Raw genomic sequence first — 25,992 nt, 5'->3', positions numbered from 1 at the left:
CGTGGACGGACGTCTTCTCTCTGGGACGGCGGGCACGCTCTTCGTTCTCCTGACCTGTCGTCGGTTCTCGGTGAGAGGGCTTCCCCCGGTCCGCGCCCGCCGTCCGGCGGGGCGGCCGCGGCGGTCACCGGGCCGGTCCCCCGCGCCCGGGGGGCGCGCCGCGGGGGACGGCCGCCGGGGGGCCGGCCGCGAGGGCGGCGGCCCGTGCGCGGACCGCCTCCACGGTGTGGGGACGGCGCAGCTCCCGGGAGACGGCTCCGATCTCCCGCAGCAGGTCGGTGGTGTCGGGGTCCTGGGTGCCCTCCTCGTCCGGCGCGCGGCGCCTGGCCTCGACGGCCTCCAGGATCGACACGGCGTTCGCCAGCGCCCCGGCGCGCTCCGGCGGGAACCCGAGACCGAGCGCGGCCTCGCGCGTCCGGTCACGCCGTTCCTCGTCGATGTGCCGGGCCAGCAGGAGCAGTTCGTCGCGGATGAAGGTCTCCCGGCGGATCAGGCGCAGCTCCGGGGTGGCGCGCAGCAGGAACGGCACACCCCTGCCGTTGGCCGAGCGCATCAGCAGGTACAGGGGCCGCAGCCGGTGGAGGGCGAGCCGGACGTGCCAGCGCTCGTGCAGGTACTGGCCGGCGTGCGGGAGGATGAAGCCCACCGCGATCAGGATGGCCGACAGGCAGGCGACGGGGGGCGCCAGGTCGGTGCTGAGCCAGTCCAGGTCGTTCCCGGTCCAGCGGGCGGCGACGGCGGTGAGCTTGGCGGCGTCGAAGACCAGGTTCAGCGCGTAGCCGACGCCCAGGAACTTCAGGCCCCACCGCAGCCAGGCGTCCAGCCCCGCGGTCTGCACCCAGTTCCACAGCAGCCGGCAGGTGATGAGGACGGCGACGGTGTGCGCGAGCAGGTAGAGCACGATCTGCTCGCGCATGAACGGCGTCGTGGCGTAGTACGTGTCCAGGTCCCGCAGCCGCTCCTCGGACGCGTCCGCGAGGAAGAACAGCACCCACAGGGCGACGATCACCCCGGAGTAGAGGGAGATCACCCAGCGCATCGCCCGCCGGGTGGCGGCGGAGCGGTCCGACAGCCCGTTGCGCCAGGCGATGATCAGCAGCAGGCAGGAGGCGCAGAACGCGGTGAGGAGGGAGTAGCACCACGGCGCCGAGATGTTCGGCACCCCCGTGACGCGGTTGACCCGGGCGATCGTGGTGGGCGCCACGAAGACGAAGACGGCGCAGGCGAGCAGGAGCAGCCCGCCCACCGCGCGCAGCAGCGGGTCCCGCCACAGACGGACGATGGTCGGCAGCTTGATGATCAGGGCCGCGGTGAGGACGCCCGTGGGGATCCAGAAGGAGATGTAGAGGTCGCCGAGGACGTCCGAGGGCGTGGCGGCGAGCGGAGCGGTCACCGGTGCGTTCCTCGCCGTCCGCGGTAGCCCAGGGCCCGTTGCAGGGGACCGGCGTCGGTCTCCCGGTCCTCCAGGAGGGAGCGCACGGCGGCGGCGATCCGGTGCCCGAACTCGTCGGCCTCGGCCTCGTCGGTCTCGCGGGAGCCGTCGCGGGCGGCCATGGCGAGCGCGGCGTCCCAGTCCGGTGTGCCGTCCGTGAGGACCCGCCGGGCCGTCACCGGGGCGTGGTGCCGGTGCCCGGCGTGCATGTGCCACAACTCGTGCCCGAGGATGACCAGTTGCTGCATGGCCTCCGCTCGCTCCTCCACGATGACCAGGTCGAAGTCCTGGAACTCCACCCACAGGCCGGTCACTTCGATCTCGTCGGGGAAGCGTTCGAAGCGCAGGACCACGGGCCGTCCTCCGCGCCGCGAGCTCATCTCCTCGCACAGCACCCGGCACGCCGCCCGGACGTCCGTGGGGGGACCGGGCCGTGCGCGGAGCGCGGCGGCGAGATCGCCGGCCAGGCGGCGCAGGGCGGCGCGGGCACGGGACCGCCGCAGCGCCGAGGCGAGCCGTACGGCCCGCGTCCGTGCGCCCGCGCCATCCATCAGGTCCTCTCGCCCGTGCGACCTCCGCACTCCAGGCTGTTCGAGCCTACGCGGCCGGACGTGTCCGCGTCACGCGATCCGGTGTCCGCCGGGCGGCCCGGGGCGGCCGTGCGCGGCGACGAGTTCTGTCCGGGGCATTGACGCGGTCCCGCCCGGCACCTACGGTCCCGTTCGAAGTTACGGGCGTCATCCGAAATCTCGAACACAGCGGCATTCCGCACACTGCGGCGTCTCGACCACAGCGGCATCTCGACCACAGCGACACCTCGGACACTCGATGAGCAGATGGGGCAGGGAATGGGACGACCTGGCCTGAACCGCAGGCAACTCCTCGCCGGGCTCGGCGGGCTGACGGTCGCCGGGAGCTTCGGCTTCGCGGCGCTCGGCACGGGGGCCGACGCGCTCGCCTCCGGCGCGGACACCCGGGTGCGCTACTGGAACCTCTTCAGCGGCGGCGACGGATACAACATGATCGCGATGCTGGACGCCTTCCGGGCGCGCCACCCCGGCATCGAGGTGAAGGACTCCACGCTCCAGTGGGGCAACCCCTTCTACACCAAGCTCGCCATGGCCGCCGCGGGCAACCGCGCCCCCGAACTCGGCGTCATGCACCTCGGCCGGGTCCCCGGCTTCTCGCCCGGCCGCCTCCTGGACCCCTGGGACACGGAGCTGCTGGCCCGATTCGGCGTGCGCGAGGCCGACTTCGACGCCGACCTGTGGCGGCGCGCCGTCGTCGACGGCAGGCTCTACGCCCTCCCGCTCGACATCCACGTCCAGCTCTGCTTCTACCGCAAGGACGTCCTGGACCGCGCCGGCCTGCTCGGCCCCGACGGCCGCATGGCGCCGGTGACGTCCGCCGAGGAGTGGTTCGACGTGCTGAGGGAGGCCAAGGGGGCGACGAGGAAAGGGCTCCAGACCATCGGCCTGTGGCACAACGACCAGAACTTCCAGTGGTGGTTCTTCGTCGCCTTCTACACCCAGCTCGGCGGCACCTGGTTCGACGACGCCAACGCGCGCGTCACCTTCGACACCGAACGCGCCACCCGGGTCCTGCAGTTCCTGCGCCGCCACCTCACCGACGGGTACGCCGATCCCGGCTACGGCGGCGGCGCGGGCGCCGAACAGTTCGTCAACGGCGCCCCGTTCGTGTGGGAGGGCAACTGGTCCGTGCCGGTCTTCGACTCCGCGAAGGCCGAGTACGGCGCCGTCCCCCTGCCGCCCGTCTTCGGCCGCCCCGCCACCCACGCCGAGTCCCACGCCTTCGTGCTGCCGCACCAGGCGGGCCGGGGCGGGGCCGCCGACGAGGCCGCCCACCGGCTCGCCGCGTACATCGTCCGGCACGCCCGGCAGTGGGCCGCGGGCGGCCACATCCCCGCCCACACCCCCACCCTGTCCACCCCCGCCTACCGTGCGCTCGAACCGCAGAACGAGTACGTGTCCGCGATGGACCACCAGGCCACCGAGCCCAAGGTGTGGTTCGCCGGCTCCACCGGCATCCTCGCCCAGCGGGTCGGCCCGATCGTGGTCTCCGCCACCACCGGCTCCGCCCGGCCCGACGCCGCCGCCCGCCGGATGAGGAGCGAACTCGCCGCCCTGCTCGCCTCCAGGAACCCGATGGACGGCCGCACCGCCGCCGAGGCGGGTGACGCCGCATGACCGCCACCGGAGCACGGACCGTCCTCCGCCCGGCCCGGGCCGGGGACGCCGCCCCCGCCGCCCCCGCCACCTCCGTCCGCCGCGGACAGGGCCTCCAGCACGGCGGCTGGTTCGTCGCCCCGTTCCTCGCCCTGTTCGCCCTCTTCGTCGTCTGGCCGCTGCTGCGCGGCCTGTACCTCAGCTTCACCGACGCCAACGTCTCCGGGGACCACGCCTCCTTCGTCGGCCTCGACAACTACCGGGAGGCCCTGGACGACCCGCTGATGTGGGAGGCCCTCGGCCACAGCGCGTACTTCACGCTGCTGGTGGTGCCCTGCATCACCGTCCTGGCGTTCCTCCTCGCGATGCTCGCGCACCACATCGAGCGCGGGAAGTGGCTGTGGCGGCTGTGCTTCTTCACGCCGTTCCTGCTGCCGTCCACCGTCGCCGCCAACCTGTGGCAGTGGCTGTTCAACCCCGGCACCGGCATGGTCAACCACGTCCTCGGCCTGGAGACGCCCTGGCTGACCGACAAGTCGTACGCGATGCTCGCCGTGGTCGTCACCACCCTGTGGTGGACCGTCGGCTTCAGCTTCCTGCTCTACCTCGCCGCCCTGCAGAACATCCCCGCGCACCTCTACGAGGCCGCCGCCCTGGACGGCGCCAACGCCTGGCACCGCGCGGTCCGCATCACCCTGCCGATGCTGCGCACCATCACGGGACTGGTCGTGACGCTGCAGATCCTCGCCTCGCTCCAGGTCTTCGACCAGGCCGTGGTGCTGCAGGACTTCGGGCCCGGCCCCGAGGGCTCCACCCGCACCTTCGTGCAGTACACCCTCGAACAGGGCTTCACCAGCTACCGCGTGGGCTACGCCTCCGCGATCTCCCTCATCTTCTTCGTGCTCATCGCGGCGGTCGCCCTCGTGCGGATGTGGCTGCTGCGCACCCGTGAGGAGGACGGCCGATGACCACCGCCGCCGTACCGCGCCCCCGCCGCCCCTGGACCCCCGGCCAGATCGTCCTCACCCTGCTCGGCACGGCCGTCTCCGCGGTGTTCCTCGCGCCGCTCGCCTGGGCGCTGCTCACCTCCCTGAAGTCCGAGACCGAGGCCGTGGAGGTGCCCCCGCACTGGCTGCCCGAGGACTGGACCGGCCAGGCGTGGACGGCCGTCCTCGAGACCGGCGACATCACCAACTGGTTCGTGAACTCCCTCGTGGTGTCGGTGTGCGTCACGGCCGTCGTGCTGCTGGTCGGCGCCCTCGCCGGATACGGCTTCGCCCGCACCGAGTTCCGCGGCCGGGCGGTGCTGATGGGCGTGGTGATGGCCGGCCTGATGGTCTCCCCGGCCGTGCTCGGCGTGCCCCTGTTCACCACCGTGCAGCAGCTCGGCATGGTCGACACCTACTGGGGCATGATCCTGCCGCAGTGCGCGCCCGCCGCGATGGTCTACATCCTCTACAAGTTCTTCCAGGGCGTGCCGCGCGAGCTGGAGGAGGCCGCGTTCATCGACGGCGCGGGCCGCTGGCGGGTGTTCTTCACGATCATCGTGCCGCTGTCCCGCCCGTCCCTCGCCGCGGTCGGCATCTTCACCTTCATCAGCTCCTGGAACAACTTCCTGTGGCCGTACATGGTCACCAACAACCCCGACCTGATGACCATGCCGAACGGCATCGCGACCGTCATGAACTCCTACGGCATCCAGTGGGCCCAGCTCATGGCCGGCGGACTCATGGCGGGCCTGCCGCTGATCGTGGTCTTCGTCTTCTTCCAGCGCCAGATCGTGGCGGGCGTCGCCCACACCGGCCTCGCCGGCCAGTGACGCGCCCGCCGCAGGACCCGATCCGTCGAGAGGACACGATGCGCACCGCCCGCTTCACCCTGGACCCCGCCTTCACCGTCGGCACGGTCGACCCCCGCCTGTTCGGCTCGTTCGTCGAGCACCTCGGCCGGTGCGTCTACACCGGCGTGTTCGAACCGGGCCACCCCACCGCCGACGCCGACGGCATCCGCGGCGACGTCCTGGACCTGGTCCGCGAGCTCGGGGTCACCGCCGTGCGCTACCCCGGCGGCAACTTCGTCTCGGGCTACCGCTGGGAGGACTCCGTCGGCCCCGTCGAGGACCGCCCGCGCCGCCTCGACCTGGCCTGGCGCTCCACCGAGACCAACCGCTTCGGCCTGTCCGAGTTCATCTCCTTCCTGCGGAAGATCGGGCCGCGGGCCGAGCCGATGATGGCCCTCAACCTCGGCACGCGGGGCGTCGCCGAGGCCCTCCAGCTCCAGGAGTACGCCAACCACCCCGGCGGCACCGCCCTGTCCGACCTGCGCGCCGAGCACGGCGACAAGGACCCCTTCGGCATCCGGCTGTGGTGCCTGGGCAACGAGCTGGACGGCCCCTGGCAGACCGGCCACAAGACCGCCGCCGAGTACGGCAGGATCGCCGCCGAGACCGCCCGCGCGATGCGCCAGATCGACCCCGGCGTGCAGCTCGTCGCCTGCGGCTCCTCGGGCCGCTCCATGGCCACCTTCGCCGAGTGGGAGGCCACCGTCCTGCAGGAGACGTACGACCTGGTCGACCACATCTCGCTGCACGCCTACTACGAGCCGCTCGACGGCGACGTGGACTCCTTCCTCGCCTCCGCCGTCGACATGGAGACCTTCATCGAGGACGTGGTGGCCACCTGCGACCACGTCGGGGCGCGCCTGAAGTCCCGGAAGAAGATCAACCTCTCGTTCGACGAGTGGAACGTCTGGTACATGTCCCGCACCGACGAGCAGGTGAGCGCCCTCGACTGGCCCGAGGCGCCGCGGCTGCTGGAGGACAACTACAGCGTCATGGACGCGGTCGTCTTCGGCTCGCTGCTGATCGCCCTGCTCCGGCACGCGGACCGGGTCACCGTCGCCTGCCTCGCCCAGCTGGTCAACGTGATCGCCCCGATCATGACCGAGCCGGGCGGCCCGGCCTGGCGGCAGACGACGTTCTTCCCGTTCGCCCAGGCCTCGAAGCACGGCCGCGGCGAGGTCCTCGACGTGCGCGTGGACTCCCCGACGTACGACACGGAGAAGTACGGGGAGGCGGACCTCCTGCACGCGACGGCGGTGCGGGGCGAGGACGGCACGGTCACCGTGTTCGCCGTCAACCGCTCCCGCACCGGGCCGCTGCCGCTGGACGTCGCGCTGAACGGGCTCGGCCTGACGTCCGTCGTCGAGCACAGCGTGCTCGCGGACGCCGACCCCGACGCCCGCAACACCCTCGCCGAGCCCGAGCGGGTGGTCCCGCACGCGGCCGAGGGCACCACGCTGGCCGGCGGCCGGCTCTCGGCCGTGCTGGAACCGCTGTCCTGGAACATGATCCGGCTGGCGTGACGCGGCCGGCCCGGCCCGGGACCCGCGCGCCCGGTGGGCTCACCTCCCCGGTGGGTCCACCGGCTCGACCGGGACGCCGCCGCGCGCCGCGCCCAGCAGCGTCAGCCGGGCCGTGCCCGGTCCGGCCGGGGTGGTCCCGTCGGACAGCACGGCCAGCGCCAGGGTGTTGGGGCCGCGGGTGCGCAGGATGCCGTTGGGCAGCACGAAGGTGTGCTGCGGACCCACGTCGTTGACGTACTGGCCCAGGTTCCAGCCGTTGAGGAAGATCTGCGCCCGGTAGGCGCGCTCCGGGTCGTCCTCCAGGGTGAGCCCGACCGACGCGTCCAGCTCGGGTTCGAGACCGAGCCGGAAGCGGGTGCGGTACCAGGTGACGCCCTGCCGCCGCTCCGCGCGCGGGAGTTCCACCACCCGCCAGCGGCGGTCGTCGTGGTCCGGCAGGTGCCAGCCGCGCCGTTCCCCGTACAGGCCGCCGTTGTTGAACGGGCCGGTCACCCGCTCCGGGTCGGCGGCGCCCCGGACGCGCCACTCGACGACGCGGTCACCGCCCGCGAACGCGGCGGAGACCAGTCCCCGGGCGGCCTTGTGGGCGTCCTCGCCGGGCTCCGTCCCGGCGTGCTGCATGGGCCGCACCAGCACGGACAGCACGTGCTCGCCGGGGGTGCGCAGCGCCCCGGGGACGGTGAACCGGGCCGTGGCCGTCCAGGTGGAGCGCGAGACGGTGTCCTCGTCGGGCGCCGGCATCCGGTGGGTGCCGAGCGGCCGGCCGTCCAGCCAGGCCATCAGCAGCCCCTGGGTGCCGGTGCTGTAGGAGAGCGCCACCGACCGGATGCCGCGCAGGTCCTCGACCCGCCCCCGGTACCAGACGTCGCCGTGGTGGAAGCCGTAGTCGTCCGCGAACAGCACGGGACCGCCCTCGGGCACGGGCGTGGAGCTGTGCGAGGCGGTGCGGTCGGCGACCGTCCAGGCCGAGTCGTCGAAGTCCGGGTCGGACTCCGGGTTCTCCGCGCGGCACCGCCAGCCGTCGAGGGCGGGCAGCGCCACCGCCCGCACGGCCGGCATCAGCCCCTCCATCACCCGGCTGCGGGCCCGGCCCAGGTAGGTGGGCACCGGCTCGCCGTTCCAGGTGACCTCGGCGATGCCGCGCGGCCCCCACACCTCCACGCCGGTCTCGATCGTGACGTCACCGGTCAGGTGGAGGGTGGAGTCGCGCAGTGCGGCCGAGCGCAGCACGGCGGGGCCGTAGACCACCAGCGGTCCGGCCGGGGTCTCGTAGGTCCACAGGCGCAGCGCGGTCTCGTCGTCGGCGAACAGCAGCACGAGGGGCGTCCCGGAGTCGCCGTCCTTGACCAGCACCCGGCTCAGGCCGCCCACGCCGAGCGGGACCACGACGTTCAGCCGGCCCCGGTCGTAGGCCCAGGCGGGCTCGGTGTCCGCGCGGTCGACGCCCGGCTGCTTCTCGCAGTCCAGCGCGAGCTGGGCGGTCTCCCCGTGACGGCCGACGAACACGGCCACGTCCTGCCGCCCGGTGGAGACGGAGAGCATCGGCTGGGCGGTGGTGTAGGCGAGCGTGCGGTGGCCCAGGCGGAGGTTCGTCGCGAGCAGCTTGGCGTCGCCCGCGGCCACGGTGACCGGCACCTCGATGCCGGTGCCGGGCAGCAGGGCGCGCACCTCCTCGTCGGAGTCGTTGCGCACCACGAGGAACCGCGCGCCGGTGTCCGGGTTGGCCAGGCGGCGCACCGTCAGCCGTCCGTCCGCGGCGCGCTCCCGGCCGTCGCCGGCCGGTTCCAGCCGGGCGAGGTCGGGCACGGTCCGCACCAGATGGCCGAGCTGCTGCACGGCGGCCATGTTCGGCGCCGGCCGGCGCGCCTCGTCGAGCACCGCCCCGTAGTCGTAGGAGGTGTAGACGCCCGGTCCGGGCAGCCAGCCCCACGACGTCCCGCCGAACCCCATGCCGGTGTGGTGCACGGTGACCCGGTCGGCGAGCGCGGTGAGATGGCGCCGCCGCTCGTGCGCCGCGTCATGGGTCTCGCGCACCCGCGCGTACCCCTCGCCGCCGGACAGCGCCCCGCCCCAGGCGTCGGCCGCCCCGCCCGCCACGGCGGTGAGACCGGCCGTGCGGGGCCCGTCGCCCCCGGCCCAGCCGTCCCCGTCCAGGACCGGCACGTCGATGCGGTCGGCGCGCACCGTCGCGTGCAGCCGGGCCCGGTGGGCGCGCGCCGCCGGGTCCCCGGCCGGCACCGGACGCCCGTCCTCCAGCCGGTACAGCAGCACCGTCCCGCCGCCCGCGGTGTACAGGTGCCGTACGGCGATGGCGTCGACGGCGGTCAGCCACGCCTCGGCGTGGCGCAGGTACTCGGGGTCGTCGGTGCGGGCGGAGCCCGCGGCGGCCGTCAGCCAGCCGGGGAGACCGCCGGCGTCCAGGTCCGCGCCGAGGTAGGGGCCGGGCCGCAGCACCACGTACAGCCGCTCCTCGGCGGCCACGGAGAGGAAGCGGTCGAGGTCCCGCACCCCGGTGAAGTCGTGCACGCCGGGCGCGGGGGAGTGGACGTTCCACGGCACGGGCACGTCGACCGCGTTGAAGCCGTGGGCGCGCAGCTTCTGCAGCACGTCCCGCCACAGCGACGGGCTCGGCAGCCGGAAGGGGTGCACCTCGGCGGACCACAGCACCAGGCGCGCGCCGTCGACCAGCAGGGAGTGCCGGTCGTGGGTCACGCGACGGCGCCGGCCGTCGGCCTCCGGCGGCGGGGGCGGCGGTCCGGTCGGCACGACGCGCGACCCCCGCGGGCCGGTCGCCGCCCCGCCGCTGCCGGCCAGCGCGAGGCCGAGCGCGGCCGTGCCGGCCAGGGCGGTGAAGGTGCGCCTGCTGAGCTCCAAGGGAGCGCCTCCTGGTCTGTGCCACAAGGGGTGCTGGTGGGCCATTCTCCCCGAACCGGAACGCCCCCTCGTCCATGCGGGAGCCCCGGCACGCCCGCCGCGTCCGCCGGCGGTGTGCGGACCGGGAGTGAAGGGCCGGAGCCGGCCCCGGCCGGGAGTCGCCCCCGGGAACGACCCGTCCGGGGCCGGCTCCATGGCCGTGGACCCCACGGACGGGGACATCAGCACGGTGTGGCACCCGGCGTGGAAGCGGTGCCCGGCGAAGTGACCTGACGGCGGGGTCCCGTACGGGAGCCGGCGGGCGGTCGGGGGAGACCCCGGCCGCCCGTCCCGCCGACGCGCGCCTACTGGCCGGGGCGGGGCAGGTCCGCCCCGTCCCGTGCGCCGTCGCGGTCGAGCAGATGGCGCGCGCGCAGGGCCACCTCGAGCGCGAACCGGTGGTCGGGGTCGGCGAGCCGGTCGCCCAGGTGGGCGTCCAGCGTCCGCAGCCGGTAGCGGACGGTCTGGGCGTGCACCCCCAGCGTCTCGCCGACCTGCTCGGCGGGCGCACGGGTGGAGACGTGCACCCGGAGGGTCTCGACGAGCCGGTCGCGCCGCTTGGCGGTCAGCCCGTCGAGCGGCGCCAGCTCGCGGGCGGCGAGGCGGTCGATCAGGGCCGGGTCGGACAGCAGCCACAGCGTCGTCAGATGGTCCTCGCAGCGGACCAGCGGGGCGTCCGGCACCACGCCGTCGTCGACGAGCTGCAGCATGCGGCGGGCCCAGCGGACGGAGTCCGCGGCCTGGGCGACCGGCACGGTCAGCCCCACCGCGGCACGGGTGCCGGACAGGGCCGTACGGAGCATCCCCAGGCGTTCGGGAGTGAGCTCGCCCGGCACGAGCAGATGCGGCTGCGGGATGTCGAAGTCGGCGAGGACGTCGCCGTCGAGCCCTGTCTGGATGTGCTCGGGGACCGGAGGGCGCAGGGCGACGAGGAAACACGTCCGGGGCAGTTCCCAGGCGGCGGACGCGCACAGTTCGGAGGCGGTCGTCCGGGGGAGCGGGGAGGCGGCCAGAAGGAGGTGTAAGAGCTGTCTTCGTAACGCGGACACCTCGGACGCGGCTCTCTCCCGCACCTCCGTGTACCCCTCCCGGGTCACGGCCTCCAGCTCCTCGACGTACGCGAACAGGGCGTCGGCGAAGGCGAGGACCGTGGTGGGGGAGAGGCTGTGCTGCCGTCCCAGTGTCTTGGCCCGGCGCAGTGCGATGCGTGCGCCGAGCCGGTAGGCGCCCTGGAGCACCTCCAGGTCACGCCCCTCGTAGGCCTCGACCCGGCCGAACCTGCGCAGGAGTTCGTCCCGCAGCTCCGAGGTCGTGCCGGGGTCGGCCACCCGGTCCACGAAGGCGGTGAGCGCCTGCTCGACGCCCTGGCGGATGGCGTGCCCGTCGGGGCCGTTGAGCAGCCTGCCGTACACCGGGTAGGCGCGGGTGACCTCGGTGCGTATCTCGTTCAGCAGCCCCGGCAGCAACGGCCGCATGATGGCGGCGAACTGCCGGGGGAGGGGATCGAGCGGCTCGCCGAGCACCGAAGGACGTTCGATTGAGGGCATGAGTGATCCCTTGCTCTCCGACCTGTCCGGCGGGGCGGCCGACCGGGTACGCCCCGCCGGACGGAGCCCGGCCGGGCCGCCGCGTGCACCGGTCTGAGCAGCCGACGGTAAGTCAACTTCGTTGTGTTGTACACATCTTGTGCAGGAACCGCTTCACCGTGAGTGGTGTGGTTCCCCGGGGAGGGCGGGCGTCCCCGGGGAGCCTGGGCGGGCCGGTGCGCGGTCCGTCACTTGACGGCGGAGTGCCAGTTCTCCGCCAGCACCTCGCCGGCGCGGGGGGCCGCGGTGCCGGGCGCATTGAGGCCGGTGAGGTAGGTCTGCGTGTTGTTGAGGGTGAGGCTGTTGTTCCCGGAGGCGGAGGGCAGTCCGGTCTTGGCGTTCACCGCCAGGTTGATCAGACCGATGTTCAGGCCGCAGCCGGTGGCGGCGGGGACCGCGAAGGTGCTGTCGTTCTGGGTGGAGCCGGTGAGGTTGATCCGGCTCATCTCGCCGGCCGGGTCGGAGGTCCCGTTCCCCTGGAAGAAGCTCATGTCGAACGCCGGGTAGTCGCGGTTCTCGGGGCGCAGCACGATCGGGTTGGCGGCCGTGCCGATGTAGCACTTGCTGCCGAGCAGCGGGTTCTCCAGGTGGATGCGGACCGGCAGGGCGACGATGGGCATGTCCGTCAGGATGCCCGCGGTCTGGTTGAAGTCGTAGGGCGCGCCGACCGACTCCATGGTCGCGGTGATCTTGTTGAGGCTGGAGTTCTCCAGCGACTCGCACAGACCCGTGATGACGGGTATGTCGCTCGGGCACATCAGGCCGAGCAGTCCGCCGGGCACGGTGGCGGGTTCGGCGACCAGCGCGCCGCCGGGCGGGGCCACCACGCTGCTGGTGCCGTCCGCGTTCTGCACGATGCCGATCTGCAGGTTCGTCTTCCCCGTGACCACGGTCGTGTGGCCCAGCTTGATGGTGCCGCTGGTGGAGGTGGAGACCACGCACTGCGGTGTCTGTGCGAGGCCGTCGGCGGCCAGCATCGCCGGCGCGTCCACCGGGCAGCGGGTGAAGGGGGCCCACTCGCCGTTCAGCGCGGGCTCGGCCGCGGTCGCGGTGCCGAGGGAGGCGAAGGCGCCCAGCGCGGTCAGCGCGGAGACGGTGGCGAGGCGGGTGCGGGTGGAGAACGGGGGCATCGGGGTGCCTTTCGGGGAGTGGTGAGGGTGGGTGGAGGGGCGCGGGAGGCTCAGCGCTCGGCGACCGGGATCTGGTAGGGCTGGAGGTCCTCCGTGCACTCGCCCCTGGTCTCGGGGGTTTCGAACACCGGAACGCTCGGCGTGCACGTCTGTCCCTGTATCTGCTTGATGTGGTTGCCGGGTCCGGAGACGGAGGCGGTGAGGAGGCGGTCGAGGTTCTCGCTGCCGCTGCCGCAGCCGGTGAAGGCGGGTATGGTCGCCTCACCGGTCAGCGGGCCGCCCGAGAGGAGCATGTAGCCGGTGACGTTCTCGCCGAACTTGTGCTCGCCCTTTCCGTACATGACCAGATGGTCGCCGGGGTGGTTCGCGGGGTCCGGATCGGTGGAGCGCAGCGGTTTCTCCGTCCGGCAGCCGGAACCGACCTCCAGGGGGACGCCGTTGACCTCGAGGTCTGTCACCCGGAGTCGCAACGGGACCCGGACGAAGGTCTCCGCCATGACGTCCAGCCCCACGTAGGTACTGGCGAATTCGATGGTCATCGGGCCGGTCTGTTCCAGCACCATGGTGGCCGTCGTCGGGACGAAACCGAAGCTGAGGAAGGTGCTCCGGAAGGGGGGCGACTGCTTGCGCCCCTCGTGGTGCAGCTCGCCCTCGGCTTTGATCGTCACGACGAAATTGCCGTTCTCGTCCGGTTCGGCGAGCATCTCCTTCGTCTCGAGCAGCACGCAGGACACCGGCAGGAGCGAAGCGCCCTTCTGCTTCTTCACGTTGCTGTAGCCGGTGATGTACGCGTTCATCGACAGAGGCCCGAACGGGTTCTCCTCGGTGTAGGCGCAGGGCGGCGCGTCCCGGCCCGCCGCGGAGCCGGCCGGGTTCTCCGCCGCCTCCGGCGCCCGGTCCCCCTGCCGGTCCCGCGGTGTCCCGGAGGACGGTTCCGGTGTCCCGGGGGAGGCGTCGGGCGGGGACGGCGAGCCGCTCGGCTCCGCGGCGTCCGCACCGACCGGCACGGTGGCCAGCAGCCCGCCCTCCGGCGTCTTCCCGGCGGGGGAGCACGAGACGGTCAGCGACCGGGGGCCGACGGCGGTCCCGTCCGCCGCGCCGGGCGTCAGGTCGACGGTGAGGTTCCCGGCGGAGAACCTCAGTTCGCCGTGGCCCCGTCCGGTCACCGTCGGGACGTCACCCGTCGCGGTCAGCGTCAGAGGCCCGGACGCGGGAAGAGCGGTCGGCTGCGCGGTGCCGTGCCAGACCGCCTCGGCCGCGGCCTCCTCCTGGGCGACGCCCACGGTGAGACGGGTCGCGGCCCGCACGGTGGTCGCCTCGAGCGCGGTGAGGTCCGCGACCGCCTCGGCCGGCAGTTCCACGGTGGTGGTGACGCCGGTGGGCGAGATCGCCTCACCCCGCTCCGCCCGGCCGGGGAACTCCGCCGAGATCCGCACCGTCGACGCCCGTTCTCCCGAGGGGAGGGCGCAGACGTAGGGCAGTTCGGCGTCGATCTTCTGGGAGCCCGCGGCGGAAGCCGAGGCCGGGACCATGGCGGCCAGTACGACGAACGCCGCGATCGCCGTGCCCCTGGCGCGGACGCGGGAGGGCCGCGACGCGGCGGTACGGTTTCCTCTCAAAGCTGCTCCGCTCGAGTCGTCCGGGGGGTGTCCGGAATCGGGGTGCGGGGGCCGGCACCTGCCGGTTCCGGCGCGGGTGGCCCGCGAACGCCCGGCCGGGTTCGCCGGCCGGGCGTCCGCGGACGGGGGCGTCTTACGGGTTGGTGCCGACGATCTTCGGGATGGAGCCGTTCGACGCCTTGATGGCGTAGTTGCCCTTGAAGAGGGGCTTGGTGGCGGTCGTGATGACCGTGCCGCAGTTGACCGGGTTGGTGACGGACAGCTCACCGGCGACGCTGTTGACGGCCAGGATGCCGGTGGAGTTGGTGTAGGTGGCCGAGGCCTTGCCCTTCACCGTGAACTTGCAGACGCCGGCGGTCACGTTGGCCGTGACGTTGCCCACGTAGCCCTTGGTGACGCCGGCGTTGTAGTCCTGCGCGACGACGGTCCAGGGGACGACCGCCACGGTGGTGACGGTGCCCAGGACGCTGGTGCACGGGGTGGCGGAGGTGCCGAAGTTGATGGCGTTGATGGTGGCGACCTGGGCCGGGTTGCCGGTGTTGCTCGCCATGGTGCCCGAGGCGCTCGAGGTGGTGCACGTCATCGGGATGGTGGCGGTCAGCACGACGTTGCCGACGTTCGTCGCCGTGTAGCTGCCGCCCGGGGTGACGGTCCACGTCGTGGACGGCACCGCCGAGGCGGGGGAGAGGGTGAGGCCGAAGGCGGCCGTGGCCGCACCCGCCACGACAGCGGTCCTTCTGAAGGTCTTCTTCATGGCTCGGAAATCTCCTTGAGGGTTGACCGGCGGAGACGGGCCGTGGCCGACATGGGCGACGGAGCGTGTGTACGGCCCGCGGCCGGACGTGGCCTGTCCGTGAGCCATGACGTTACTGGCGGTAAACTTAGCTGAACAATGCGGCGGTCCAAGATTCTTTCAAAAAGGGAACAAGCTGTTTCCGGGGTGAGTGGTCCGCGGCTCACCTTACTCAGGTGCCGTCAAGGACGGCAGGTGTGCGCCGCTAGTTGCCCCTCATTACCCGAAGAGCTTCCGTTTCGCGCTCCGTGCTCACCGGCTGACAAGTTCCCGTGAGCATCTTGTGCTCTCGCTGACAAATTTCGGATGGTCGAAGAAGGTATCCCGGAAAACTCGGATCACGGTGTTGCCCGCCGAGGTTACTCGGCCGTAACGTGCCGGTGCGGTGCTCGGTTCCAGGTCGGCGGCCCTTGCCGGCCGGAGCCGCGACGGACGTCTTCCGGCCCTTCCTCCCTCGGATCGGGCGTCTGTCGGCAGGGTCTCGCGTGCCTCCGCGCCCCCCGGAGCGGTGGGACCCGGTCTGTCTCCCCGGAGACAAATGAGGGGCTGCGGTGTTGTCAGTGCGGTGACAGGTTCCGGGGGCCGGCGCGAATCCGGTGTCCCGCCCGTTGTCGATGGGCTCCGCATCGACTTAACGTGCGCCCGCGGCGCATATTCGACGGACGTCCGCTGGAGGTGATATGGGAATCGAAGTCGTGGTCGAGGGGCTGACGAAGTCCTTCGGCGGACAGAACATCTGGCGGGACGTGTCACTCACCCTCCCGGCCGGAGAGGTCAGTGTGATGCTGGGGCCTTCCGGCACCGGAAAGACCGTTTTTCTGAAGTCGCTCATCGGGCTGCTCAAACCCGAAAAGGGCCGTGTCCTCGTCGACGGGGTGGACATGGTGAACAGTCCCGAGAGGGATATCTACGAGGCCCGTAAGATGTTCGGTCTCATGTTCCAGGACGGAGCCCTTTTCGGTTCCCTCTCCCTTTTCGACAACATCGCCTTCCCGCTGCGTGAGCACACCCGCAAGAAGGAGTCCGAGATCCGCCGCATCGTCATGGAGCGGATCGAGGTCGTCGGACTGCTGGGCGCGGAGGGCAAGCTTCCGGGCGAGATCAGCGGAGGCATGCGCAAGCGGGCCGGACTGGCCCGCGCGCTCGTGCTGGACCCGCAGATCATCCTGTGCGACGAACCGGACTCGGGGCTCGACCCGGTCCGCACCGCCTACCTCTCGCAGCTGCTGATCGACCTGAACGCGCAGATCGACGCGACGATGCTGATCGTCACCCACAACCTCGACATCGCCGCCTCCGTGCCCGACAACATGGGGATGCTCTTCCGGCGCGAGCTCGTCACCTTCGGCCCGCGCGAGGTGCTGCTGACCAGCGACGAGCCGGTCGTCTCCCAGTTCCTCGGCGGCCGGCGCGAGGGGCCCATCGGGATGTCGGAGGAGAAGGACGCGGCCACCCTCGCCGCCGAGGCGAACACCGCCGTCCCCGTCGCGCCCCGGGTGATCGTCCCGCAGCTGGAGCCGTCGCCCGGCCTCCCGCCGCGCCGCGCCGTCGCCCGACGGCGCGACCGGGTCATGCGGATGCTCGACACCTTGCCGCCCGCCGCGCGCTCCGCCATCCGCGAGACCTACGCGCGGGACGCGCGGGCGGCCACCGTGACGACGCCCGTCGCCGGGAGCGGCGCATGATCAGCGGCGCGCTGCGCGAGACCGGCCGGCTCTTCGCGCTCGCCGCCGAAGTCAGCCGCGCCGCCTTCCGAAGACCCTTTCAGTTCCGCGAGTTCGTCGAACAGTTCTGGTTCGTCGCGAGCGTGACGATCCTGCCCGCCGCCCTCGTCTCCATCCCCTTCGGCGCCGTCATCGCCCTCCAGGTCGGCTCCCTCACCCAGCAGCTCGGCGCCCAGTCGTTCACCGGAGGCGCCAGCGTCCTCGCCGTCGTCCAGCAGGCGAGCCCGCTCATCGTCGCCCTGCTGATCGCCGGCGCCGGCGGATCCGCCATCTGCGCCGACCTCGGCTCCCGCAAGATCCGCGAGGAGCTCGACGCCATGGAGGTCATGGGCGTCTCCCCGGTGCAGCGGCTGGTCGTGCCCCGGGTGCTGGCCGCGATGGGCGTCGCGGTCCTGCTCAACGGCCTGGTCTCCGTCGTCGGCATCCTCGGCGGCTACTTCTTCAACGTCGTCATGCAGGGCGGCACCCCCGGCGCCTACCTCTCCAGCTTCTCCGCCCTCGCCCAGCTCCCCGACCTGTACGTCAGCGAACTCAAGGCCCTGGTCTTCGGGTTCATCGCCGGCATCGTCGCCGCCTACCGGGGCCTCAACCCGCGCGGCGGCCCCAAGGGCGTCGGCGACGCCGTCAACCAGTCCGTCGTCATCACCTTCCTCCTGCTCTTCTTCGTCAACATGGTGATGACGGCCGTCTACCTCCAGATCGTCCCGCCGAAGGGAGGCTGAGGTCCGATGGCCTCCCCGCTCGCCCTGCTCGACCGCTCCGGCGACCAACTGCTGTTCTACGCACGGGCCCTGCTGTGGATCCCGCGGACCCTGCACCGGTACCTCAAGGAGGTGCAGCGTCTCCTCGCCGAGGTGGCCTTCGGCACCGGCGGCCTCGGCGTCGTCGGCGGCACCGTCGGCGTGATGATCGCGATGACGCTGTTCACCGGGACCGTCGTCGGACTCCAGGGCTACGCGGCCCTCGACCAGATCGGCACGGCCGCGTTCACCGGATTCGTCTCCGCCTACTTCAACACCCGCGAGATCGCCCCCCTCGTCGCCGGTCTCGCCCTCTCCGCGACCGTCGGCGCGGGCTTCACCGCCCAGCTCGGCGCGATGCGCATCAACGAGGAGGTCGACGCGCTGGAGGGCATGGGCATCCGCTCCATGCCCTACCTGGTCACCACCCGCATCATCGCCGGCGTCGTCGCCATCGTCCCGCTCTACGCGATCGGGCTGCTCTCCTCCTACGTCGCCTCCCGCTACGTCACCGTCCTGTTCAACGGGCAGTCCCGGGGGACGTACGACCACTACTTCAACCTCTTCCTCTCCCCGACGGACGTGCTGCTCTCCGTACTGAAGGTGCTGATCTTCAGCGTGATGGTGATCCTCGCCCACTGCTACTACGGGTTCCGCGCCTCGGGCGGCCCCGCCGGCGTCGGTGTCGCCGTCGGACGGTCCGTGCGCAACGCCATCGTCCTGATCAGCGTCACCGACTTCTTCCTGTCGCTGGCCCTGTGGGGCGCGACCACGACCGTGAAGGTGGCGGGGTGAGATGAACGAACCCTGGGAACCCCGAGGACGGACGCTGCGCCGCCGGCTCGCCGGGGTGGTGTTCATCCTGGTGCCCGCCCTGCTGATCTGGCTGGCCGTCGCCGTCTACGACAAGAAGTTCACCGCGTCCGACCCGGTCGTGGTCGAGACCGACAGCGTCGGGAACCAGATGCACCCGGGCGCCGAGGTGAAACTGCGCGGTGTCGTCGTCGGTGAGGTCCGCGCCATCGACGCCACCGGCGACGGGGCCCGCCTCACCCTCGCCATGAAGCCCGGCACGCTGGACGCCGTCCCCTCCGACGTCCGCGCCCAGATGCTGCCGACCACGCTGTTCGGCGAGCGGTTCGTGGCCCTGGTGCCGCCCGAGGACCCCTCGCCCGAGCCGCTGGCCGCCGGAGCCGTCATCCCCCAGGACCGCTCCGAGAACGCCGTCGAACTCCAGCAGGTGCTCGACGACGTCCTGCCGATGCTCACCGCGGTCCAGCCGCAGAAGCTCGCCGCGACCCTGTCGGCCGTCTCGCAGGCCCTGGAAGGACGCGGGGAACGGCTCGGCCGGACGCTGAGCCTGCTGGAACGGCACCTGGAGGAGTTCAACCCGCACCTGCCCGCCCTCAACCGCGACCTCAGGGAACTCGTGAAGGTCAGCCATGTCTACGCGGACGCCGCACCCGACGTCATCACGGCGCTCACCGACTTCACCACCACCAGCGGCACCCTCGCCGAGAAGGAGGCCGAACTCGCCTCCACCCTCGGCACCACGACCCGGACGGCCGAGGACGTGACGGCCTTCCTGCGCGAGAACCGGGACAACCTCATCCGCCTCGCCGCCACCGGCCGGCCGACCCTGGAACTGCTCGCCGAATACTCCTCCTCCTTCCCGTGCACCCTGCGCACCCTCGCCGAGTTCGTCCCGGCCATGGACCAGGCGCTCGGCAAGGGCACCGACCGGCCCGGGATCCACGTCGACGTCACCGCCGTCGCCGCGCGCGGCGCCTACCGCCCCGGCCGGGACACCCCGGTGTACGACTCCGGCGGCGGCCCGCGCTGCCCCTCCGTGCCCTACGTCGGCCCGCTGCCCCGGCCCACCGCGCCGTCCGCCTCCGCCGCGGCCGCCGAGGACCTCGGGCCCGTCAACTCCCCGGCGGAGAACGACCTCGTCAACGAACTGCTGGCCCCCGCCGCCGGCGCGGCCCCGGGCGACCTGCCCGACTGGAGCAGTCTCCTCGCCGGCCCCGTCTACCGCGGTACGGAGGTGACCCTCGGATGACCGGTGTCGACACCGCGCACACCCGGCGCCGCCCGCTGACCGGACCGCTGCTGAAGTCCCTCGTCTTCGTGGTGGTCACCGCCCTCGCCACCACCGTGCTCGGCCTCGGCGTCGCCGGCTCCGGCTCCGGCGCCGACATCGGCGGCAGCGGCGGCCGTACCTACAAGGCCCTCTTCACCGACGTCACCGGGCTCCGGGACGGGGACAGCGTCCGCATCTCCGGTGTGGCGGTCGGCGAGGTGACCGACGTACGCGTCGTGCAACGGCGCCTCGCGCAGGTCACCTTCACCGTCCGCGAGGACCGCCGGCTGCCCCGCTCGACCACCGCCGCGGTGAAGTACCTCAACATGGTGGGCCAGCGCTACGTGTCGCTCGGCCGCGGCAGCGGCGACCTCGGCGGCACCCTGGAGGAGGGCGCCACCGTACCGCTGGACCGCACCACTCCCGCGCTCGACCTGACCCTCCTCTTCAACGGCTTCAAGCCCCTGTTCGAAGGGCTCTCCCCGAAGGACGTCAACGAACTCGCCGGATCGATCGTGCAGGTCCTCCAGGGCGAGGGCGCCACCGTCGACAGCCTGATCCGCCGCATCGGCTCGCTCAGCACCACCGTCGCCGCCAAGGACAAGGTGATCGGCGCGGTCGTCGAGAACCTCACCACCGTCCTGGACACCCTCAACGACCGCGAGGACAGCTTCGACGACCTCGTCGTCACCCTGCGCGCACTCGTCTCCGGCTTCGACGAGGACCGCGAGCCCCTCGGCAGGGCCGTCGCGGCCATGGGCGACCTGACCACCGTGACCGCCGACCTCCTCGACGACGGGCGCGCGCCCCTGAAGCGGGACATCCGCGAACTGGGCCGGCTCTCCCGGAACCTCGGCGAGCACACCCCGCAGATCGAGCAGTTCCTCGAGCGGACCCCCGCCAAGATGACCGCCCTGGCCCGGCTGTCCTCCTACGGATCGTGGTTCAACCTCTACCTCTGCGAGGCGCGAGTGAGCGGAGTGACCATGTCCGACGGTTCCGAGCCGCCGACCGGCATCGCGATCACCGAACCGAGGTGCCGCGGATGAGACGCCCGCTCATGAAGCCGGTCAAGGACCGCGACCCCGTCGCCGTCGGCATCGCCGGCCTGCTCGCCCTCACCCTGCTCGGCGGCCTCGCCTACGGCGCGGACCGGCTGCCGTTCACCGGCGGCACCGCCTACAGCGCCGACTTCTCCGAGGCGGCGGGCCTCGACGAGGGCGACGAGGTGCGCATCGCCGGCGTCAAGGTCGGCCAGGTCACCGGCGTCGCACTGGACGGCGCCAAGGTGAAGGTCTCCTTCACGGTCGACGACGCCTGGATCGGCGACCGCACCACCGCCGCCATCGCCGTCAAGACCGTCCTCGGCGACAAGTACCTGGCCGTCGACCCCCTCGGCTCCCGCCCGCAGGACCCCGACAGCCGCATCCCGGCGTCCCGCACCACCTCCCCCTACGACGTCACCCAGGCCTTCCAGGACCTCAGCAGCACCGTCGACGCCATCGACACCCGCCGGCTCGCGGAGAGCTTCGAGACCATCTCCGACACCTTCGAGGACTCGCCCCCCCACGTGAGCAAGGCCGCCACCGGCCTGTCCGACCTGTCCCGCTCGGTCTCCAAGCGCGACGCGGAACTCTCCAGGCTCCTCAAGGGCAGCGCCCGGTTCAGCAAGACGCTGGAGAACCACAAGTCCAGCTTCGAGACCCTCATCGAGGACGGCGGCTCCCTGCTCGGCGAACTCAGGAAGCGGCGCGCCGCCATCAGCGCCCTGCTCAAGGGCAGCCGCGACCTCGGAACCGAACTCGGCGGACTGGTCGAGGACAACGAGAAGCAGCTCGGCCCCACCCTCAAGGCCCTCGGCCGGGTGACCGGCGTCCTGGAGAAGAACAACGACCAGCTCGGCAGGACGCTCGCCCTGGTCGGTCCCTACTACCGCCTGGTCGGCAACACCCTGGGCAACGGCCGCTGGTTCGACAGCTACCTGTGCGGCGTCGTGCCCCGCGACTACCTGCCGGAGACCTCCCTGCCCGAGACCGGATGCCTGCCGCCGAAACAGCCGGCGGCGGCCCGGGGGAGTGGTGAACGATGAGCCGACGCAGAAAGATCCTCACCGGCCTGCTCGCCCTGGTGGTGCTCGCCGCCGGCGGACTGGCCGCCGCCTCGGCCCTCGCCCCCGACGGTGTCCGCATCACCGCCTACTTCGACCGCGTCGTCGGCGTCCACGCCGGCTCCGACCTGCGCATCCTCGGCGTACGGGTCGGCGAGGTGGAGTCGGTGCGACCGCAGGGCACCACCGTCCGGGTGGACCTCCGCCTCGACGAGGGGGTGAAGGTCCCCGAGAACGCGCGGGCCGTCGTCGTCGCACCCAGCATCGTCGCCGACCGTTACGTGCAGCTCACCCCCGCCCACAGCAGCGGTCCCGCCCTCGCCGACGGCGCCGTGCTGCCCGCCTCGCGCAACCGCGTCCCCGTCGAGATCGACCAGATCTACGACTCGATCACCGAACTCGCCGACACCCTCGGTCCGGACGGCGCCAACGCCGACGGCGCCCTGTCCGACCTGCTGCGGACCGGCGCCGCCAACCTGGAGGGCAACGGCGAGGCCATCGGCGACGGCGTCGAGGAGTTCGGCAAGGCGGCCAGGACCCTGGACGGGAGCAGCGGCGACCTGTTCCGGACGCTCCGCAGCCTCCAGACGTTCACCACCATGCTGAAGGACAAGGACAGCGACGTGCGCACCGCGCAGGAACGCCTCGACGAGGTCGTCGTCTTCTTCGCCGACAACAAGGACGACCTCACCGGCGCGCTCGAGGAACTCGGCAAGGCCCTCGGCCAGGTGAAGACCTTCGTCGAGGACAACCGGGGCGAGCTGAAGGAGAACGTCGACCGGCTCGTCCCGATCACCCGCACCCTGGTCGAGCAACGGGCCTCGCTGGCCGAGGCGCTGGACGTGGCGCCGCTGGCCGCCGGCAACGTCGTGAACGCCTACAACCCCGACACCCGCACCCTCGACGGCCGGGCGAACCTCAACGAGATCAGCATGGGAGGCCCCCTGCTGCCACTGCCCGTCGCCGACGCCTCCGCCACGAGCGGCGACGGGCCCTCGACCGGGGGGAAGGGGACGAGATGAAGCGCGGCACACACGGCCGACGGGCCGCCTCGCGGCTCGGACGCGGCGCGTTCACCACCGGCAGGGCCGCCGGCCTCACCGTGGGCGGACTGATCGCCCTCGGCCTCGGCTTCACCCTCGCCGTCGGCGGCGTCGCCGCCGCGCCCCGCGGCTTCGACGCCATCGAGGACCTGCCGCTGCCCGGCGGCGCCGACCTCGGCGACCACCCGTACACCGTCACCGCCGAACTCGGCGACGTGCTGAGTCTCGTCCCGCACTCCGCGGTACGGGTCAACGACGTCGCGGTCGGCCGGATCACCGGCATCGAGCTCGGCGACGACTGGGCGGCCCGCGTCTCCATGGAGATCAACGGCGACGTACGGCTGCCCGCCGACGCGACCGCGCGCCTGGGACAGTCCAGCCTGCTGGGCGAGAAGTACGTCCAGCTCGCTCCCCCGCCCGGCGGCGGGAGCGGCAGGCTGTCCGACGGGAGCGTCATCCCGCTGTCCCGCACCAGCCGCAACACCGAGGTGGAGGAGGTGTTCGGCGCGCTGTCCCTGCTGCTGAACGGCGGCGGCGTCAACCAGCTCAGGACCATCACGCGGGAACTCAACGCGGCGCTCGGCGGCCGGGAACCCGAGGTCCGCTCCATGCTCCGGCGGGTGAACACCCTGGTGACCGAACTCGACGACCACCGGGGGGACATCACCGACGCGCTCGACGCCGTCAACCGGCTCTCCTCCACCCTCGCCCACCGCAAGGACGACGTCGGGACCGTCCTCACCGGCCTCTCGCCCGGCCTGAAGACGCTGGAGAGGCAGCGCGGCTCACTGCTGACCATGCTGCGCTCCCTCGACACGCTCTCCGGCGTCGCCGTGTCCACCATCGACGCGAGCAAGGACGACATGATCGCCGACCTCAAGGCCCTCGCGCCGACGCTGAAGGAGCTCGCCGACGCCGGCGCGGACCTGCCCGACGCGCTCCAGGTGCTGGTGACCTACCCCTTCACCGACGAGGTGCTGAACGGGGTGAAGGGCGACTACCTCAACGCGTATCTGGGCATGGTCGCCGTGCCCGGAGCCGAGGTGATCCCGCCGATCGACGACCCGCTCGCCTCCACGGGCCCCACCCCCGAGGCGCGCGGCGGGGCGGGCACGGCCGGTGCGGGACGCTCCCCCGGCAAGGGCGGCCACGGGGCGACCGACCCGGGGGCCCCGTCCACCCCCGCCCCCTCCCCGTCGCCGTCGCGGGGTTCCTCCCCGCTGCCCCTGCCCTCCGTGTCCGCGCCCACCGCCGGCGCGGACACCGCACCGGCGTCTCCGGAGGCGGGTGACGGCTCGTGATCACCCTCGCCGTACGGCTGAAGAACCTCGCCTTCCTCCTCATCGCCGTCCTCGCCCTGTCCTACCTCGGCATCCGCTACGCCGACCTCGGCCGGTACGTCGGCGTCGCCGACCACTACACCGTCGACGTGCAACTGCCGCGCACGGGCGGCCTGTTCACTCACGCGGACGTCACGTACCGAGGCGTCTCGGTGGGCCGCGTCGGCCCCATCCGGCTGACCGACGACGGGGTCGTCGCCGAGCTGCGGATCAAGAAGTCCGCACCCCGCATCCCCGCCGACACCAAGGCCGTGGTCGCCGCGCTCTCCGCCGTGGGCGAGCAGTACATCGACCTGCGGCCGGAGAGCGACGGCTCCCCCTACCTGACGGACGGCACCCGCATCGACCGGACCGAGACCCAGGTGCCCGCCCCCGTCACCGACGTCCTCGCGAGCGTCGACGACCTGGTGCGGTCGGTTCCGCAGGACGATCTGCGCACGGTCGTCGACGAACTGGGCGAGGCCTTCGAAGGACACGGCGACGACCTCCAGGTGCTGCTCGACAGCGGCAGCGACTTCGTCAGGGCCGCCGACCGCGCCCTGCCGTCCACCGCCCTGCTCATCACCGACGGCGAGACCGTCCTGCGCACCCAGGCCCAGGAGGGCGAGGCGATCCGCGGCTTCGCCCGCGGGGCGGAGGAACTGGCCCGTGCCCTCAAGGGGTCCGACGCCGACCTGCGCCGCCTCCTCGCGGTCACCCCCGAGGCCGCCACCCAGGTCAGCGGCGTGCTGCGGGACCTCGACCCGAGCCTCGGCGTCGTGCTCGCCAACCTGCTCACCACCGCCGAGGTCGCCGTCACCCGGCAGCGGGGCATCGAGGAGCTGCTCGTGACGTACCCGGCGGCCGTCTCCGCCGGAGCCACCGCCGTCGACGGAGGGAAGCTGAACCTCGGCATGGCCGTCACCTTCTTCGACCCCCTGCCCTGCACGGCCGGATACGGCGCCACGCGCTACCGCAACGGCCTCGACCTCGGCACCGCACCGCCCCTGAACACCGGCGCGGCCTGCACCGCCCCGGCGTCGACGGGGAAGAACGTGCGCGGCGCGGCGAACGCCCCGAAGGGCGGCGCGGTGCCCGAACCGGCCCGCCCCGGCTCCCTGCCCTCCGGCAGCGGCGCGGCACGGCACGGTGGTGCGGCGCAGCACGGCGGTGCGGTGCTGCCCGGCGCGCTCGCCCTGCCCGGGCAGAGCGGCGAGGCGCCGCGCGACCTGACGGGCGTCCTCAGCCCGGCCGTCGGAGACGCCCGATGAGGCGGGGCCGGGTCCTCGCCGGGACGGGGCTCGCGCTGGCCCTCGGCTTCTGCGGCACCGGCGCGTGGACGTACACCCAGGCACGCACCGACGACGGCCTCGCGTACGGCAGGGAACGGGACGCGGCGCTCGCCGACGGACGCCGGGCCCTCGCCGTGCTCACCACGATCGACGCCTCCACGCGGCAGCGCGCGGAGCGCGGCGTCCGGGACTGGCGCGACGTCTCCACCGGCCCGCTGCGCGAGGAACTCGGCACCACCGGGGCCCGGACCGGGGCCTCGGCGCGCGGCACGGTCACCGAGGCCGCCCTCACCGCGCTCGACACCCGCTCCGGCACGGCGAAGCTCATCGCCACCGTCCGCGTCGAGGTCACACCGGCCGGGACGAGGAAACCGGCCGTCGACCGCAAGCGCCTGGAGGCGGTCCTGGCCCGCACGGGCGAGGACGTGTGGAAGGTGAAGGCGCTGAGCGCCGTACCGGTCGAGGGGGAGAGGGAGGACAGGGACCGATGACACGGACGTGGCCGGCGGCCCGCGGAACGGCTGCACGAGAGCCCGGTACGGGACCGGAGGGGCACGCGCGCACGGACTCCGCGGGCGCGCGCCCCGGGGAAGCCGTCGTCGCGGACGGAGGCCCGGGGGAAGGCATGGAGGGGGAGGACCCCGGCAGCGGGGGCAGGGGGA

The 25,992-nt window shown here is 72.6% G+C and carries 21 protein-coding genes; 14 read left to right on the top strand and 7 right to left on the bottom strand.

Annotated features, from left to right (window positions below; translation table 11 throughout):
• Positions 1-124 precede the first annotated feature (124 nt).
• Positions 125-1,393 carry an MAB_1171c family putative transporter gene (locus ACWH4W_RS31590; protein ID WP_473079218.1) on the bottom strand — a complete coding sequence of 423 codons (1,269 nt, stop codon included), beginning with the start codon at positions 1,391-1,393 and terminating at the stop codon, positions 125-127.
• Complete coding sequence (locus ACWH4W_RS31585) at positions 1,390-1,983, bottom strand: toxin-antitoxin system, toxin component family protein (RefSeq protein ID WP_473079217.1); 594 nt, start codon at positions 1,981-1,983, stop codon at positions 1,390-1,392. The genes ACWH4W_RS31590 and ACWH4W_RS31585 overlap by 4 nt, the downstream gene beginning before the upstream one ends.
• 297 nt (positions 1,984-2,280) lie before the next feature.
• Between ACWH4W_RS31585 and ACWH4W_RS31580 the strand changes: the two genes are divergently transcribed.
• From ACWH4W_RS31580 to arfA, 4 genes are read left to right on the top strand one after another with little or no spacing between them, the layout of a single operon-like run.
• On the top strand, positions 2,281-3,639 hold the full coding sequence (locus tag ACWH4W_RS31580) for an extracellular solute-binding protein (RefSeq protein ID WP_471589491.1): 1,359 nt from the start codon (positions 2,281-2,283) through the stop codon (positions 3,637-3,639).
• Positions 3,636-4,586: a carbohydrate ABC transporter permease gene (locus tag ACWH4W_RS31575; RefSeq protein ID WP_473079216.1), complete on the top strand. Its 951-nt coding sequence runs from the start codon at positions 3,636-3,638 to the stop codon at positions 4,584-4,586. Before ACWH4W_RS31580 ends, ACWH4W_RS31575 begins: the two co-directional genes overlap by 4 nt.
• On the top strand, positions 4,583-5,437 hold the full coding sequence (locus ACWH4W_RS31570; protein ID WP_471589493.1) for a carbohydrate ABC transporter permease: 855 nt from the start codon (positions 4,583-4,585) through the stop codon (positions 5,435-5,437). Before ACWH4W_RS31575 ends, ACWH4W_RS31570 begins: the two co-directional genes overlap by 4 nt.
• Before the next feature lie 38 nt (positions 5,438-5,475).
• Positions 5,476-6,981, top strand: a complete 1,506-nt coding sequence (gene arfA / locus ACWH4W_RS31565) for an arabinosylfuranosidase ArfA (protein ID WP_473079215.1) — start codon at positions 5,476-5,478, stop codon at positions 6,979-6,981.
• A 39-nt stretch (positions 6,982-7,020) separates the two neighbouring features.
• Here arfA and ACWH4W_RS31560 read toward each other — a convergent pair whose 3' ends face one another.
• From ACWH4W_RS31560 to ACWH4W_RS31540, 5 genes are all read right to left on the bottom strand, one after another.
• On the bottom strand, positions 7,021-9,855 hold the full coding sequence (locus ACWH4W_RS31560) for a beta-galactosidase (RefSeq protein WP_473079214.1): 2,835 nt from the start codon (positions 9,853-9,855) through the stop codon (positions 7,021-7,023).
• A 344-nt stretch (positions 9,856-10,199) separates the two neighbouring features.
• Positions 10,200-11,441, bottom strand: coding sequence for a PucR-like N-terminal domain-containing protein (locus ACWH4W_RS31555; protein WP_473079213.1), 1,242 nt, complete (start codon positions 11,439-11,441; stop codon positions 10,200-10,202).
• Between the two features lie 227 nt (positions 11,442-11,668).
• A complete protein-coding gene (locus ACWH4W_RS31550; RefSeq protein WP_473079212.1) occupies positions 11,669-12,610 on the bottom strand; it encodes a hypothetical protein in 942 nt (313 codons plus the stop codon).
• Between the two features lie 50 nt (positions 12,611-12,660).
• Positions 12,661-14,229, bottom strand: coding sequence for a DUF6801 domain-containing protein (locus ACWH4W_RS31545; protein ID WP_473079211.1), 1,569 nt, complete (start codon positions 14,227-14,229; stop codon positions 12,661-12,663).
• Between the two features lie 133 nt (positions 14,230-14,362).
• Entirely contained in the window at positions 14,363-14,983 is a 621-nt protein-coding gene (locus tag ACWH4W_RS31540; RefSeq protein WP_473079210.1) for a hypothetical protein, read from the bottom strand.
• Between the two features lie 719 nt (positions 14,984-15,702).
• Between ACWH4W_RS31540 and ACWH4W_RS31535 the strand changes: the two genes are divergently transcribed.
• From ACWH4W_RS31535 to ACWH4W_RS31490, 10 genes are read left to right on the top strand one after another with little or no spacing between them, the layout of a single operon-like run.
• On the top strand, positions 15,703-16,707 hold the full coding sequence (locus tag ACWH4W_RS31535; RefSeq protein WP_473079209.1) for an ABC transporter ATP-binding protein: 1,005 nt from the start codon (positions 15,703-15,705) through the stop codon (positions 16,705-16,707).
• Complete coding sequence (locus tag ACWH4W_RS31530) at positions 16,704-17,468, top strand: MlaE family ABC transporter permease (protein WP_290004678.1); 765 nt, start codon at positions 16,704-16,706, stop codon at positions 17,466-17,468. The genes ACWH4W_RS31535 and ACWH4W_RS31530 overlap by 4 nt, the downstream gene beginning before the upstream one ends.
• Before the next feature lie 6 nt (positions 17,469-17,474).
• The gene (locus ACWH4W_RS31525; RefSeq protein ID WP_473079208.1) at positions 17,475-18,281 is read left to right on the top strand and encodes an MlaE family ABC transporter permease; all 807 of its coding nucleotides are present in this window, start codon (positions 17,475-17,477) and stop codon (positions 18,279-18,281) included.
• Position 18,282: 1 nt separating this feature from the next.
• A complete protein-coding gene (locus ACWH4W_RS31520; protein WP_473079207.1) occupies positions 18,283-19,548 on the top strand; it encodes an MCE family protein in 1,266 nt (421 codons plus the stop codon).
• On the top strand, positions 19,545-20,618 hold the full coding sequence (locus ACWH4W_RS31515; protein WP_473079206.1) for an MCE family protein: 1,074 nt from the start codon (positions 19,545-19,547) through the stop codon (positions 20,616-20,618). The genes ACWH4W_RS31520 and ACWH4W_RS31515 overlap by 4 nt, the downstream gene beginning before the upstream one ends.
• The gene (locus tag ACWH4W_RS31510) at positions 20,615-21,658 is read left to right on the top strand and encodes an MCE family protein (protein WP_473079205.1); all 1,044 of its coding nucleotides are present in this window, start codon (positions 20,615-20,617) and stop codon (positions 21,656-21,658) included. Before ACWH4W_RS31515 ends, ACWH4W_RS31510 begins: the two co-directional genes overlap by 4 nt.
• On the top strand, positions 21,655-22,698 hold the full coding sequence (locus ACWH4W_RS31505; protein WP_473079204.1) for an MCE family protein: 1,044 nt from the start codon (positions 21,655-21,657) through the stop codon (positions 22,696-22,698). Before ACWH4W_RS31510 ends, ACWH4W_RS31505 begins: the two co-directional genes overlap by 4 nt.
• The gene (locus tag ACWH4W_RS31500) at positions 22,695-24,020 is read left to right on the top strand and encodes an MCE family protein (RefSeq protein ID WP_473079203.1); all 1,326 of its coding nucleotides are present in this window, start codon (positions 22,695-22,697) and stop codon (positions 24,018-24,020) included. The genes ACWH4W_RS31505 and ACWH4W_RS31500 overlap by 4 nt, the downstream gene beginning before the upstream one ends.
• Positions 24,017-25,309, top strand: coding sequence for an MCE family protein (locus ACWH4W_RS31495; RefSeq protein ID WP_473079202.1), 1,293 nt, complete (start codon positions 24,017-24,019; stop codon positions 25,307-25,309). Before ACWH4W_RS31500 ends, ACWH4W_RS31495 begins: the two co-directional genes overlap by 4 nt.
• On the top strand, positions 25,306-25,821 hold the full coding sequence (locus tag ACWH4W_RS31490) for a hypothetical protein (protein WP_473079201.1): 516 nt from the start codon (positions 25,306-25,308) through the stop codon (positions 25,819-25,821). The genes ACWH4W_RS31495 and ACWH4W_RS31490 overlap by 4 nt, the downstream gene beginning before the upstream one ends.
• Positions 25,822-25,992 lie beyond the last annotated feature (171 nt).

The organism is Streptomyces sp. DSM 120436 (assembly GCF_055778765.1).
This window is presented reverse-complemented; position numbering and strand designations above follow the sequence as displayed.

Coding starts and splice junctions, on each gene's coding strand:
- ACWH4W_RS31540 (WP_473079210.1), bottom strand. CDS start 14,983: ATGAAGAAGACCTTCAGAAGGACCGCTGTCGTGGCGGGTGCGGCCACG.
- ACWH4W_RS31505 (WP_473079204.1), top strand. CDS start 21,655: ATGAGCCGACGCAGAAAGATCCTCACCGGCCTGCTCGCCCTGGTGGTG.
- ACWH4W_RS31570 (WP_471589493.1), top strand. CDS start 4,583: ATGACCACCGCCGCCGTACCGCGCCCCCGCCGCCCCTGGACCCCCGGC.
- ACWH4W_RS31515 (WP_473079206.1), top strand. CDS start 19,545: ATGACCGGTGTCGACACCGCGCACACCCGGCGCCGCCCGCTGACCGGA.
- ACWH4W_RS31520 (WP_473079207.1), top strand. CDS start 18,283: ATGAACGAACCCTGGGAACCCCGAGGACGGACGCTGCGCCGCCGGCTC.
- ACWH4W_RS31580 (WP_471589491.1), top strand. CDS start 2,281: ATGGGACGACCTGGCCTGAACCGCAGGCAACTCCTCGCCGGGCTCGGC.
- ACWH4W_RS31575 (WP_473079216.1), top strand. CDS start 3,636: ATGACCGCCACCGGAGCACGGACCGTCCTCCGCCCGGCCCGGGCCGGG.
- ACWH4W_RS31555 (WP_473079213.1), bottom strand. CDS start 11,441: ATGCCCTCAATCGAACGTCCTTCGGTGCTCGGCGAGCCGCTCGATCCC.
- ACWH4W_RS31510 (WP_473079205.1), top strand. CDS start 20,615: ATGAGACGCCCGCTCATGAAGCCGGTCAAGGACCGCGACCCCGTCGCC.
- ACWH4W_RS31500 (WP_473079203.1), top strand. CDS start 22,695: ATGAAGCGCGGCACACACGGCCGACGGGCCGCCTCGCGGCTCGGACGC.
- ACWH4W_RS31535 (WP_473079209.1), top strand. CDS start 15,703: ATGGGAATCGAAGTCGTGGTCGAGGGGCTGACGAAGTCCTTCGGCGGA.
- ACWH4W_RS31585 (WP_473079217.1), bottom strand. CDS start 1,983: ATGGATGGCGCGGGCGCACGGACGCGGGCCGTACGGCTCGCCTCGGCG.
- ACWH4W_RS31525 (WP_473079208.1), top strand. CDS start 17,475: ATGGCCTCCCCGCTCGCCCTGCTCGACCGCTCCGGCGACCAACTGCTG.
- ACWH4W_RS31530 (WP_290004678.1), top strand. CDS start 16,704: ATGATCAGCGGCGCGCTGCGCGAGACCGGCCGGCTCTTCGCGCTCGCC.
- ACWH4W_RS31550 (WP_473079212.1), bottom strand. CDS start 12,610: ATGCCCCCGTTCTCCACCCGCACCCGCCTCGCCACCGTCTCCGCGCTG.
- ACWH4W_RS31490 (WP_473079201.1), top strand. CDS start 25,306: ATGAGGCGGGGCCGGGTCCTCGCCGGGACGGGGCTCGCGCTGGCCCTC.
- arfA (WP_473079215.1), top strand. CDS start 5,476: ATGCGCACCGCCCGCTTCACCCTGGACCCCGCCTTCACCGTCGGCACG.